Origin of the sequence: Rubrivirga halophila (assembly GCF_046845755.1) — a bacterium.
Taxonomy (GTDB): Bacteria; Bacteroidota; Rhodothermia; order Rhodothermales; family Rubricoccaceae; genus Rubrivirga.
The window spans coordinates 1,984,371-1,996,323 of the sequence record NZ_CP177357.1 but is presented as its reverse complement, the minus strand read 5'-3'; the positions used below and the strand labels follow the sequence as shown (position 1 = coordinate 1,996,323).

The following is an 11,953-nucleotide window of genomic DNA, read 5'->3' as shown; positions in this document are numbered from 1 at the left end:
CGTGGGGCCGGCTTAGGCGGAGGTCGCCCCCTTCGTCCCCGACGCCACGTACAGCTCGCCCCCGAATGTCTTGGCGTCGTCGGACAGCACCTCCCGCTCGAAGTCGTCGCACCTAGCCGCCAGCGGGCCCCACGCCTCGCGGGAGAGGTCGGCCCGCGCCACGAGCTCGACCGCGCGCGCCTCGCGCGTCCGCTCCGGGGCGTAGACGTCGAACAGCACGAACCGGCCGCCGGGCCGGAGCCGCGCGAACAGCCGCTCGAACGCGGCCTCCCACGCCGGCAGGGCCGTCAGCCCCAGCGCACACAGGAGGGCGTCCACATCGGGCTGGCCAAGTGCGCCCGCGAGCAGGTCCGCGTCCACGTCGGCCGCCCGGGCCCGGCGGAGGGCGACGGTGTCCCAGCCTGCGCGCTCGATCCGGCGCCGGGCCTGGCGGAGCATCCCGCGCGACGCGTCCACGCCGAGCACGGCGCCGGTCGGGCCGACGGCCGCCGCCAGGAGGTCGAGGCACTGCCCCGTCCCACAGGGGAGGTCGAGCACGTGGGCGCCGTCGGAGAGGCGGAGGGGCTCGACGGCGGCGGGACGGAAGGGGGCGTAGAGGTCTTCGAGGGCCCGGTCGTAGACGAGCGAGAAGAGGTCATACCACATGGGACGGCGGTGTGGTCTCGACGGCGGCCAGGCAGGGGGGCGATCCCCCAGGGCCGCGGTCGAAGGCGGTGGTTCGGGAGCGATCGGCCTCCGAGGGGCACCGGTTCCTCAGGACGAGATCGCGAGACCTTGCCCATACCGCCAGTGCCCAGAGGGACAGCGGGAGGCGAAGCCGAGTCGATCCAGCCCGTGTGGATGTGGGCAGACCGACCATGACGCACGACGTGCAATCAGGGGGCAGTTCTCGGGTGGCGGTAGCCCATGCGCGTGGAGCCGGGTCACTCAGCGCGGTCATCGGACCCATAGGCGGAGCGTGAGACTGTAAAAAACTGGGTGTCCAAGCCCCCCACGTCCGCCCGGTGCGAGTCGCGGAACCCGAGCCGTTCGATCAGGCGGCGGGAGGGCTCGTTCGGAGCGTCGGTGCTCGCCCTCACCTCGCCGAAGCCCAGCTCGTCGAACGCGTACCGGATGAGGCGGTCGCAGGCTTCCGTAGCGACGCCCCGTCCCCAGTGAGCGGGCGAGAGGCTGAGAACGAGTTCGAGCTGCGGAGGCTCGTGGAACTCCCAGTACCCTCCGCAGCCAAGGAGGTCGTCCGCGTCCCGATGGCAAATCGCCCATAGCCCGTAGCCTCGTTCTGCGAAGAGCTGGGCGCTTTGGGCCACGAGGTCTTCGACCTGCTCGCGGGAGATCACCTCGTCATCCCACAGGTAGCGGCGCACGCCGGGATCGGTCCAGTGCTGGTGAAGGGCGGCCGCATCGCTGCCGTCGACAGGACGGAGCGCCAGCCGAGGGGACGTGAGCGTGGGCGTCGCTTCATCCATGACAGATCGCTGTCGAGCGCTCCGGCGTGCTGCGGCAGAACAGTGGACCGCTCAGCCGCCCAAGGCTGACACCTGGCGATGGTGCGAGGCAACGTAGACACTAGCGCTCGGACGAGGCAAGAACGCTGGCGCGTGCTGTCGGCCTGTAGCGGTGGGTTCTACGGCGCGGGCCGTGAAGGGAGGCTCACATACACGATAGCCTGCGGAGCCGCATCGTCAGCGATCACAAGATCGTCCTTCCCGTCGCGGTTCAGATCGGCTACGGCCATCCCCCACGGGTGCTCGCCTCCAGGCACAGAGGTCATGCGAATCGCACTGACCCCGCCGAGAAGTATGAGTACGTCGGAGGACTCGTAGCTAGCGATGGCCGCGTCGTCCGCTCCATCTCCGTTGAAATCGCCGATGGCGATTCGTTTCGCGCCCGACCCAGCCCGGAACGGAGACCCATCGAACTCCTCAAACTCGCCAGTGCCGTCACCCAAGAAGAGCTGCGCGACGGGAGGCCCCCCCCCTGGAGCTGCGATGAGATCGAGGTGGCCGTCGTCGTTGAGGTCGCCGAGACCGACGGCAAATGGAGACACAACGGGGACGGGAGTAGCCCGGTCGAACGCGATCCCCTCTTCGCTCACGTTGATCAAGACGCCCACCTCGTCCGGGTTCGGCGTCACCACGTCAGGCCTGCCGTCGCCGTTGAGGTCGCCGACGGCCATGCCCCAATAGGGATCGCCCCCGGCGTCTGCGACGATACCGGGCGCGTCAAATTGGCCGCCACCCAAACCCCGGAGTACGAGCAGACCCCCGGCTTCGCGGTGGTCCACGGCGAGGTCCACCAGCCCATCTGCATTGAAGTCTGCCGCTTGAACGGCATGAGGGTGAGGCCGGACATTAATCCGTAGGGGGGAGTTCGAGGCAGGCTCAAACGCGCCGCTCCCGTCGCCGAGGAGGAGTGTGAGGTAGTCCGTCTCGTGGTTGGCGACTACGATGTCGGTATTCCCATCTCCATTGAGGTCGGTGAGCGCGAAGTCGTTGGGGTCTTCGCCTCCGGGGACACGACCAGCACTCGTCAGCTTCCCGTCGGAATCACTTCGGAGGACTGCGAGGTGCGTCTATCCCGCCCCGACGAGGTCGGCACGACCGTCGCCGTCGAAGTCGCCCGCAGCGACAGCCGCTGACTCTACGGAAACCGTATAGGAAAGAAACCTTGCGTCACCCAATTCCAAGGTGTCTGCGCTTGCCATTGGAACTTGAACAGAAGTGCCTGCCTGACAGCCGGAGAACATTAACACGGCTGACAGGATGCAAAGGGCTGCCGGGGTCATCGCGTTCGACTGGATAGTGAGTTGAGACTGAGGTGGAGCGCCGTAGAACAGTTTGCCGCTTAGCCGCACGGGGCTGAGGGCGGGATGTGTGGACGAAGCTACTGGAGCGCCGACGCCCAGACGAGCCGAGAACGCTGGCGCCCCGTGTCGGCCTACAGCGGCGGGTTCTACGGCGCCCCTTCGCGGATACGGGACAAGAACGATTCGATCCGCGATTGGGCCTCGACCGGACCGAAAAGCCCTGCGTCCTCGCCCCGCCAGTCCGGCCGTGGTTCGAAGAGGTCGAGGCCGTCGGTTAACTCATCGAGCGCGTTCAGGACGGACTCCGGCAGCCGCTGACGCTCGGCCTCATCGTTGAACGCGAGGTCCTCGGCAGCCGCGAGAGCAGGGCCGAGTCGCGCTGAGTCGGTCGCGGCTTCTCGGAGCAACTGGACGACGTGATCGAAGGATGGCAAGGCAGTCGCAGCGCCGTAGAACGAAGGGCCGATCAGCGGCCTGCGGATACCGAACCTAACCCAGAGCACAATGGACACAAAGCGTCCCCAAAGCCTCGCACTAAGCACCGCCGCAGGTCCGCCTGCATTGGCGGGTTCTACGGCGCGCATCGCCAGTTTGACGGAGGAGTATGAGAAGCAAGCCGAGGAGTGCTCCTCTAGTTAGGGAAGGGGGCAGATTCGTGCAATGAGGTACGGTAGCCGTCCCACATCAGGTCTGGAGCCCTCCAAAGGTTGATCCTAGCGAACTTCTATCGACTGCGACCCGGCTTCGTGTTCGCTCGACGACCACGCAGAAGTGATGGGAGTCCTGGATCAGAACGGCGCTTCGAGCCCATACGGGCACTCGGGAGGCCGTCGGCCGGCGCTCTCTCCGTGTTGTGCGAAGTCGGCAGCGGTCGGCTACCGTATAAAATTGCACGGATCGGCCCGGCACCCTCCTCAGGGTCCGCGAGGAGTACGGCCGCCTGGCGCACCTTCGCCCGCGTCATCTTCGGGGGCCGCCCGCCCTCCAGGAACGGCCCGCACGGCCTCTGCGTAAAAGCTTGTTGCCACAACTGCTAGCTCAGGTCCTGCTCGACACCCCCATCAACATGAACTACGTCCGTAAGGGGACCGGCCCCCCGCTCCTCCTCGTCCACGGGCTCGGCGGCACGTGGCGCTCCTGGGAGACGGTCCTCGACGCCCTCGCCGCCGAGCGCGACGTGATCGCCCCGGACCTCCCCGGCTTCGGCGAGACGCCGCCGCTCGACGGCGAGGTCTCCATCGCCACGCTCGCCGACGCCCTCGAAGGGTTCCTGGACGGGCACGGCCTCCGGGGCGTCGACGCCGTCGGCACGTCGATGGGCGCCCGGCTCGTGCTGGAACTGGCGCGGCGGCGGGCCGTCGGCGCGACCGTCGCGCTCGACCCGGGCGGGTTCTGGAACGGCCCCGAGCGGCTCGTCTTCGGGGCCTCGATCGCCCTCTCGGTCCGGCTCTTGCGCGTGCTCGACCCCGTGCTCCCGCGCGTCCTCGCGAGCCCGGCCGGCCGCACGGCCCTGCTCCTCCAGTTCTCAGCCCGCCCTTGGGCGCTGGACCCGGGGGTCGCCCTCCACGAGCTCCGGGGCTACGTCGCCGCGCCCTCGTTCGACGCGGCCCTCCGCGCGCTCATCACGGGGCCGACGCAGGAGGGGATGCCGGCCGACGAGCAGCGCGGGCCGGTCCTCATCGTGTGGGGCCGTCAGGACCGGGTGTGCTTCCCCTCGCAGGCCGAGCGGGCGACGGCGCGGTTCCCCGGCGCGCGGCTCGAGTGGCTCGACCGGTGCGGGCACTTCCCCCAGTGGGACCGCCCGGAGGAGGCGGTCCGCCTCATTCTGGCCGCTACCGGAAATGCCGCAACCGGAACGAGCGAGGCGCGGGGCGTTCAGAGCCCGGCCGCAGGCCCTGACTCTGCGGCCTGACGCCCCCCTCACCCTGCCCGGCCCTGGACCCGCATGGCCGCCTCTATGACGCCGCCGTACACGAGGTGCCCGATGAACCCCCGGGCGTGCGTCTGCCACGGGAACGCGAGCGGCCCGGGCGAGAACTCGAGCAGCGGGCTCAGCCCCTCGTCGACCACCAGCGAGAACCCGGCCCCGTAGACGACCCGAGGAATGCGTAGCACTGGAACAGGTTTGGGCGCTAACCGCCCGCCGGTGCTCTTGTCAAGAAGGGTGGGCGCTCGTGGCCTCCGGGAAGGGCGATTCGTGGACGTGAGACCGGGTCGCTGTCCTAGTCAAGAAGGAAGTCCTTCCTGATCTCCTGTCCCTATCGGATCGGTCTCTCCACCGCTCAGAGCGCGCTCCGTCGTCCAGAACGCCCAGATCTGGTCCGGCGCTACAAGAACCCCGAAGCCGATAGCGAGAGAACGGAGCATCGGTCTGAGGATCGTTCAGGGGCCGTAGAACAGGAGGCCGCTCAGCCGCACGCGGCGAACAGCACGAGGCGTGAACGAGCGAGAGAATACGCCAGCGCAGGGATGAGCCCAGAGCGCTGACGCCGCGTGTCGGCCTGCAGAGGCGGGTTCTGCGGCCCGTGCGAGAGTCGGCAAGGCAGGCTCATCCGCTGACGTACTCCGAGGCGTTGTAGTCGGGGCCGCATGTGTCGACTGCTTCGAGACGGTTCGGGAGCCGACCCACGTCGTAGACGCAGTCCCGGGTCACGACGACGTCGCATTCTAGCAACGACTCGGCCCCACCCTCAGGATCACTGAGGTCATCGTAGAGGAGGTCCTCGAAGGACGTCACCCTCTGGATGTAGTAGAGCGAGTCGCCGACTACGTTGCAGAAGGGCAGAACACAGGGGTCGGGTTGACCGGTGGGGGCACGACCCGCGTACGGCCCTGCCAACTGGCGCAGACTGGAGACGTCGCGGTCCTCTCCGACCACCGTGATGTACCACGCGGACTCCACCCGACATGTCTCGGGGGAGCACGCCGCGAGCGCGAGGAGAGGGAAGAGAGTGAGTAGCCTCACCGAGGTGTGCCTGTAAGGGCGGCAGAACAGGGGGCCGCTCAGCGGCCGAGGGCAGACACCGCCGAAGGTAGGCCGGAGCGCTGGAAGCGGTGATGCCGGGACAGCGCGAGAACGCTGGCGCCCTCGGTCCGCCTGCTGCGGCTGGTTCTGCGGCGCGGACACACAAGGCGCCTTCAGGTACCGCACTCTGCGATGGTCCACCCGAAGCGCTGGCGGAAGTCTCCAAAGCACTGATTGCAAACCCACCGATACTCATCGAGCGTCGCGTACCCGGCATGGAGCGCCTCGGGGTTGACGGAGGGCTCTGCAAACTTGGACCAGCAGAACTCGCAGTGGTCGTGATCCCACGTCTCGCTGTAGCGCCGGTACTCCCGCCAGCAGAGCGCGACGCCGGTGAGATACGCCTCTTGTCCAGTAAGCCGCCAGTCGTCGTCGGTCATCGGATGGCACGAGCGCGGCAGAACAGGTGACCGCTCAGCCGCAGCACGCTGACGACTGGCCGGTGGGACGAGGCAACGAAAACAGCAGCGTTGGGACGAAGCAATGACGCCCGCGCGTGCTGTCGGCCTGCAGCGGTGGGTTAGCGCGCACCGGCGAAAGACGTAGGGGATATGGACCAGCGACGATCTTCGCCTAACAGGACACCAGCCGAACCGCTCGCCATCATAGCCCAGATTGATTCCAGGATTGAGTGTGAGAGCAACGCGAGTCGTGTTATTGATTTCGTGTTTGTCTTTTCCATAGTGTTTACCTCTTTTGGTTCGTGACAAGGAGCTAATAGCGCGATTTCTGCCTTTGCGACAAGGCTCGCCACCTTTACTAGTGTTACGAGAAAGAGGGCCACGATGGCGACAGGCACCAGGGGAATCGAACCACCTGCTGAGAGGCCTATTAGGCGAAGACTGCGGCCAGTCAAAGAACACAAACCCCAAGATAGGGTGGAGCGGCGGGAGTGCGCGCTAACCAGTACTTCACCCGACGGCCAGTCGGCAGAACGGGCGGATCCGGTAAATATAGACGCCGCCAGTCGGCATAAGAGGCGGGATCCGTACATACTGCGTACTCGCCCCGCGCCACCATGTCCGATCTGCTCGATGCCACCCGCGCCGCCCTCCGCCTTCGCCACATGAGCTACCGCACGGAGCTCACCTACGTCCGTTGGGTCGAGCGATACCTCCGGTACTCCGCCCGTTCAGGGGGCCGTTGGCGCCACCCTCGCGACCTCGCCGAGCCCGACGTGACCGCGTTTCTGAATCACCTCGCCAACGACCGCGAGGTGGCCGCGAGCACACAGACTCAGGCGCTCTCGGCACTGCTCTTCTTCTACGACGCCGTGCTCGGGCTCCCGCTCGGAGACCTCGCCGGCCTCGTCCGGGTCCGCAAGCCGGCCCGCCTGCCGTCCGTGCTGTCGCGGCGGGAGGTCGCAGGGCTCCTCGCCGAGATGGACGGGGTGCCCGCGCTTATCGGCCGCCTGCTCTACGGCGCCGGGCTCCGGCTGCGGGGGCCCTCCGGCTGCGGGTCAAGGACCTCGATTTCGAGACCCGTCAGCTCACCATTCGGCGGGGCAAGGGCGACCGGGACCGCCCGGCGGTCATGCCCGAGGCGACCGTCGAGTCGCTCCGAGCGCAGGTCGGCCGCGTTCGGGCGCTCCACCGCACGGATCTCGCAGCGGGGGAGGGGCGAGCGGCGTTGCCGGGCGCCTACGGCCGCAAGCATCCCGGGGCCGCGACCGCAGTGGGCTGGCAGTTCGTGTTCCCGAGCCCACGGCTCAGCCGTCACCCCCGGACGGGCGCGACGCACCGCCACCACCTCTCCCCATCGACGGTTCAGAAGGCGGTCCAGCGAGCGGCACGTCGAGCAGGGATTGACAAGCGGGCCACGTGCCACACGCTCCGCCACTCGTTCGCGACCCACCTGCTCGAAGACGGCGCCGACATCCGGACCGTCCAGGAGTTGCTCGGCCACGCCAGGCTGGCGACGACCCAGATCTACACCCACGTCGCCGGGCTCAACGGGCTCGGCGTGCGGAGCCCCCTCGACCGGCTGGCGACGCGCCCGCGAGCCTCGGCCGGAGTGAGGGACCGGCACTCTGTTTGACCGGCCGCCGAGCGTTCGTTGGACGGCTCGGAGCGTCCATCCTACCGGTCCACTCCCCCGTCTTGCAGGTCCGAGACACCGTTATACGGCATCGAGAGGCCGTCTTACGGGTCTGAGACACCGTCTTACGGGTCCGAGAAGTCATTCTACAGGACCGAGCTCCTGTTTTACAGGCTCGAGACCGTGTCCCACGCGTCCGAGGGGCCATTTTCCAGGGCCGAGCGTCGTTCGGACGTGGCGCCGCCTGGCTCTGACGAGGCCGAGACTCCGCTTTGCTGTGCGTGAGCGCTGTGTTGCGCGTGCGGGTCGCGGCCTGCAGAGTCGGCCCCACCCGTCCCCGCCGGGTACCTTTGAGGCCTCACCTGCCGACCGATCCGCGATGCCTCGCCTGTCCGTCCTCGCTGCCCTGGTCCTCGTCGCCACGGCCGTCCCCGCCAGCGCCCAGCACTTTCCCACCGACGACCCCGTGATCCGCGCGATGTGGACCGAGGGGATGGAGCGGTCGCAGACCGAGCCGCTCGCGCACCACCTCATTGACGTGATCGGTCCCCGACTGGCGGGCTCGCCCGGGCTGGCGACCGCCCAGGACTGGCTCCTGGAGACGTACGCCGCGTGGGGCGTCCCGGCCCGACGCGAGGCGTATGGGACGTGGACCGGCTGGCAGCCCGGCGCCTTGCACGTCGAGATGACGGCGCCGCGCGTGCAGCCGCTCGTCGCCGAGATCCTGGCGTGGAGCCCCGCGACCGACGGCCCGGTCGAGGGCCCCGTCGTGATGCCGCCCGCCGGCCTCACCGCCGAGACCGCCGACGCCTGGCTGGCGACGCTCGACGGCGCCTTCGTCCTGCTCGACGCGCCCGAGCCGACGTGCCGGGCGGCGCAGGAGCTGGAGGCGAATGCGCGTCCCGAGACCGTCGAGCGGCTCGGCGCCCAGCGCGACACCCTGCGCGCCGACTGGTCGCGCCGCTGGGACGCCGTCGGCGGCCTCCGCGAGCGGACCGCCCGGCTCGAAGCGGCCGGCGTCGCCGGGACGCTCGGCTCGCGGTGGTCGGGCGGGTGGGGCGCCAACAAGGTGTTCAGCACCGCGAACGAGCGCGCCGTCGGGCTCGACGTGTCGTGCGAGGACTACGGCCTGCTGGCGCGCCTCGCGGCCTCGGGCCACGCCCCCCGCATCCGCGTCGACGCCGAGGCCCAGGACCTCGGCGAGGTCCCCCAGTTCAACGTCATCGCCGAGATGCGCGGGACCGAGCTGCCCGACGAGTACGTGCTTCTGAGCGCCCACCTCGACTCGTGGCACGCCGCGACCGGCGCGACCGACAACGGCACCGGCACGCTCGTGATGCTCGAGGCCATGCGCATCCTGAAGGCCACGTACCCGAATCCCCGCCGCACCATTCTCGTCGGCCACTGGGGCGCCGAGGAGGTGGGGCTGATCGGGTCGGGCGCGTTCCGCGAGGACCACCCCGAGGTCGTCGCCGGGCTCCAGGTCGGGTTCAATCAGGACAACGGGACGTGGCGGTTCGAGCGGATCGAGGGCCAGGGGTTCTTGGATACCGCCGCGCACCTGCCGAAGTGGATGGCCGCCGTCCCGACCGACATCCAGGCCCAGGTGACGGTCGAGGTGCCGGGCGAGCAGAACAACCGGGGCAGCGACCACACCTCGTTCGTCTGCGCCGAGGCCCCCGTGCTCCGCCTGCAGTCGCCGTACGACGAGTACCGGCAGTACACGTGGCACACGAACCTCGACACCTACGACAAGATCGTCTTCGACGACCTCAAGCAGAACGCGACACTCGCGGCGATGCTGGTCTACGGCGCCTCCGAGGACCCCGGGCGGCTGACGCGCGAGCTGGCGATCCTGCCCGACGACCCGCGCACCGGCGAGCCCCGCACGTTCGGCCCGTGCTTCCCGCCCCGCCGCGCGCCGCGCTAAGGCGGGCTAGCGCCGCTTCATCGCGAACCCGGCCGCGAGCACGAAGAGGGGCCCCCACAAAAACCACGGCCCGCCCGTCGACGCCGCCAGCGTCCCGGCCACCAGGCTGGCGCCCGAGAGCAGCGCCGTCCGCAGGCCCGCCAGCGGCGAGTCCTGGGGGTGGCGCACGCGCGTCTCGATAAACCGGATCCCCTCCGCCAGCAGCGTCGGGCTCTTGACGATGAGGTCGACCAGCTCGGGCGCGCCCCGGAAGCTCTCCTTGAGGAGGGCGATCGGGTTGAACTGGCTCAGGAACAACTTGTTGACGTGCTGGCGGCTCACCTCGGCCACGTCGAAGCCGGGGAGGAGCGTCTGCCCGACGCCCTCGAACGTGACCAGCGCCTTCGTCATCAGCACCATCTCGACGGGGAAGTACATCCGGTACTGGCCCGCCAGCCCGACCGACTCCATGATGAGCTGGCCGACGTTGACCTCGCCGTACTGCTGGGCCCGGTAGAACCGCCGGCACAGCTCGGCGACGGCCCGCTGGAAGCCGCGGGGGTCGGCGTTCTTGCCCGGCTCCGACACGCTCGCGAGGTACCGCGCCGCGTTCTCGGCGTCGCCGGTCACGAGCGAGAAGAAGTAGTACAGCAGCGTCCGCCGCAGGTCGCCGTCGAAGTACCCGACCATCCCGAGGTCGATAAAGCCCACCTTGGGCCGGATCCGGCCCTGCTCGTCGGGCTCGGTGTCGAGCACGAACATGTTGCCCGGGTGGAGGTCGGCGTGGAAAAAGCCGTCCTGGTAGAGCATCCGGATGATGGCCAGCGCGCCGAGGTCGACGAGCCGCTCGCGCGCGGCGAGCGGGAGCGCCCGGCTGGCGGCCGTGTCGGGGCGGACGCCCCGAAACCGCTCCTGCGTCAGCACCAGCCGCGACGAGTACTGGCGGTAGATCTTGGGGAACCGGATGTCCGGGACGTCGGCAAAGTTGAGCGCCATCTGCTCCGCGTTCTCCGCCTCGCGCCGCAGGTCGACCTCGCGCAACGTGTACTCGGCGAACTCGTCGAGCACCTTCTTGGGCTGGTACCGGGCGAAGAAGATCTGCAGGAACGACCCGAAAAAGCCCAGCAGCCGCGCGTCCCGCTTCAGGATCACGTAGATGTGCGGCTTGACGACCTTCAAGATCACGTCGTCGCCCTCGACCGTCGTGGCCCCGTGGATCTGGCCGATCGACGCGCTCCCGAGCGGCTCGGGGTCGATCGAGGCGAACATCTCGTCGATCGGGCGGCCGAGCCCCTTCGCGATGCGGTCGAGGTACTCGGGGTACGGCATGACCGGGAGCCGGTCGAGCAGGTTTTTGAGCTCCTCGGTGATGGACGGCGGCAACAGGTCCTCGCGCAGCGCCAGCACCTGACCGAGCTTGATGTAGGTCGGCCCCAGCAGTTCCAGGCGCCGCCGCAGCTGCTGCTCGATGGGGAGCCCCCGGATGTCGCGCCGCACGAACGGCGTGACGAAGAACGCGGCCAGCTTGATCAGGATCAGCGGGAAGCCCTTGACCCAGACGAACTGGTCGCGGTCGCGCGCCACGGCGATCGCCGTCCCGTAGACCAGCCCGACGGCGTGGCGCAGCGTCGTGAAGTAGCGCCGGACGAGCGAGGGGGGCTCGCCGACGTCCATCACCTCGTAGCCGGCCGCGCGCGCGGCTTCGGTCCCGGGGTCCAGCGCCGGCACGTCTGTCGTGCCGGCATGTCGGCGCATCCGCGCCAGCCGGCGGAGGTCGGCGGCGACCGACTTTTCGGTCTCCTCGCGCGGCGTCCGCCGGGAGGGGAGAAGGGGGCTCGCCCGGACCGGGCCGGGCGCGGCGCTGGCGTGCGTCGTCGCCGTCGGGTTGTCGCCCGCCGGCCCGGGGGGGCGCTCGTCGCCGACTTCGGGGTCGGTGTCGAGTCCGTCGTCGGCCGCGAGGCCGTCGCCACCCGCCAGCGCGTCGCCCTCGAACGCCGCGGCGGGCTCGGGGCCCCCGGCGGCGTCGGAGGGGGGCGAGAAGCCGTCGTCGATCTCCGACACGGGCACCGGCTCGCTCTTCGCGCCTCCCGAGTCGGAGGGCGCGTCGTCGGGGGGCGGGAGGGGAGGGGCGGCCATGTCCGAGTGTAACCACCCGCTCTCCGGATGGCTCCCTGCC

At 69.3% G+C, this 11,953-nt stretch carries 11 protein-coding genes and 2 pseudogenes; 4 read left to right on the top strand and 9 right to left on the bottom strand.

Features of this window, described 5'->3' with window-relative positions; translation table 11 throughout:
• Window positions 1-12 precede the first annotated feature (12 nt).
• The 5 genes and pseudogenes from ACLIRP_RS08845 to ACLIRP_RS08825 all read right to left on the bottom strand — a co-directional run bounded on the left by ACLIRP_RS08845 (window position 13) and on the right by ACLIRP_RS08825 (window position 3,318).
• Complete coding sequence (locus ACLIRP_RS08845) at window positions 13-645, bottom strand: class I SAM-dependent methyltransferase (RefSeq protein WP_412063601.1); 633 nt, start codon at window positions 643-645, stop codon at window positions 13-15.
• Between the two features lie 278 nt (window positions 646-923).
• Window positions 924-1,466 carry a GNAT family N-acetyltransferase gene (locus ACLIRP_RS08840; protein WP_412063600.1) on the bottom strand — a complete coding sequence of 181 codons (543 nt, stop codon included), beginning with the start codon at window positions 1,464-1,466 and terminating at the stop codon, window positions 924-926.
• 158 nt (window positions 1,467-1,624) lie between these two features.
• Window positions 1,625-2,284, bottom strand: a complete 660-nt coding sequence (locus ACLIRP_RS08835; protein WP_412063599.1) for an FG-GAP repeat domain-containing protein — start codon at window positions 2,282-2,284, stop codon at window positions 1,625-1,627.
• 135 nt (window positions 2,285-2,419) lie between these two features.
• Window positions 2,420-2,533, bottom strand: a pseudogene (locus tag ACLIRP_RS08830) (VCBS repeat-containing protein); the annotation flags it as partial.
• Between the two features lie 419 nt (window positions 2,534-2,952).
• The gene (locus ACLIRP_RS08825; RefSeq protein WP_412063598.1) at window positions 2,953-3,318 is read right to left on the bottom strand and encodes a hypothetical protein; all 366 of its coding nucleotides are present in this window, start codon (window positions 3,316-3,318) and stop codon (window positions 2,953-2,955) included.
• Between the two features lie 548 nt (window positions 3,319-3,866).
• Here ACLIRP_RS08825 and ACLIRP_RS08820 point away from each other — a divergent pair.
• On the top strand, window positions 3,867-4,718 hold the full coding sequence (locus tag ACLIRP_RS08820; protein WP_412063700.1) for an alpha/beta fold hydrolase: 852 nt from the start codon (window positions 3,867-3,869) through the stop codon (window positions 4,716-4,718).
• Between the two features lie 8 nt (window positions 4,719-4,726).
• Here ACLIRP_RS08820 and ACLIRP_RS08815 read toward each other — a convergent pair whose 3' ends face one another.
• From ACLIRP_RS08815 to ACLIRP_RS08805, 3 genes are all read right to left on the bottom strand, one after another.
• Complete coding sequence (locus ACLIRP_RS08815; RefSeq protein ID WP_412063597.1) at window positions 4,727-4,921, bottom strand: hypothetical protein; 195 nt, start codon at window positions 4,919-4,921, stop codon at window positions 4,727-4,729.
• A 433-nt stretch (window positions 4,922-5,354) separates the two neighbouring features.
• Window positions 5,355-5,771 carry a hypothetical protein gene (locus tag ACLIRP_RS08810; protein WP_412063596.1) on the bottom strand — a complete coding sequence of 139 codons (417 nt, stop codon included), beginning with the start codon at window positions 5,769-5,771 and terminating at the stop codon, window positions 5,355-5,357.
• Window positions 5,772-5,944: 173 nt separating this feature from the next.
• Window positions 5,945-6,211 (bottom strand): hypothetical protein, encoded by a 267-nt coding sequence (locus ACLIRP_RS08805; protein ID WP_412063595.1) that lies wholly within the window; start codon window positions 6,209-6,211, stop codon window positions 5,945-5,947.
• Window positions 6,212-6,849: 638 nt separating this feature from the next.
• Here ACLIRP_RS08805 and ACLIRP_RS08800 point away from each other — a divergent pair.
• The 3 genes and pseudogenes from ACLIRP_RS08800 to ACLIRP_RS08790 form a co-directional block, all read left to right on the top strand.
• Window positions 6,850-7,065: pseudogene (locus ACLIRP_RS08800) on the top strand (site-specific integrase); the annotation flags it as partial.
• Window positions 6,975-7,868: a tyrosine-type recombinase/integrase gene (locus ACLIRP_RS08795; RefSeq protein WP_412063699.1), complete on the top strand. Its 894-nt coding sequence runs from the start codon at window positions 6,975-6,977 to the stop codon at window positions 7,866-7,868. The pseudogene ACLIRP_RS08800 and the gene ACLIRP_RS08795, both read left to right, overlap by 91 nt.
• A gap of 379 nt (window positions 7,869-8,247) precedes the next feature.
• Window positions 8,248-9,798, top strand: coding sequence for a M20/M25/M40 family metallo-hydrolase (locus ACLIRP_RS08790; protein ID WP_412063594.1), 1,551 nt, complete (start codon window positions 8,248-8,250; stop codon window positions 9,796-9,798).
• Window positions 9,799-9,804: 6 nt separating this feature from the next.
• On the opposite strand, the gene ACLIRP_RS08785 is transcribed toward ACLIRP_RS08790, so the two are convergent.
• Complete coding sequence (locus tag ACLIRP_RS08785; RefSeq protein ID WP_412063593.1) at window positions 9,805-11,913, bottom strand: ABC1 kinase family protein; 2,109 nt, start codon at window positions 11,911-11,913, stop codon at window positions 9,805-9,807.
• Window positions 11,914-11,953: the final 40 nt, after the last annotated feature.

Bases quoted from the DNA above. Each gene is read 5' to 3' on its own strand.
- ACLIRP_RS08845 (WP_412063601.1), bottom strand. From the start codon at position 645: ATGTGGTATGACCTCTTCTCGCTCGTCTACGACCGGGCCCTCGAAGAC.
- ACLIRP_RS08840 (WP_412063600.1), bottom strand. From the start codon at position 1,466: ATGGATGAAGCGACGCCCACGCTCACGTCCCCTCGGCTGGCGCTCCGT.
- ACLIRP_RS08805 (WP_412063595.1), bottom strand. From the start codon at position 6,211: ATGACCGACGACGACTGGCGGCTTACTGGACAAGAGGCGTATCTCACC.
- ACLIRP_RS08790 (WP_412063594.1), top strand. From the start codon at position 8,248: ATGCCTCGCCTGTCCGTCCTCGCTGCCCTGGTCCTCGTCGCCACGGCC.
- ACLIRP_RS08785 (WP_412063593.1), bottom strand. From the start codon at position 11,913: ATGGCCGCCCCTCCCCTCCCGCCCCCCGACGACGCGCCCTCCGACTCG.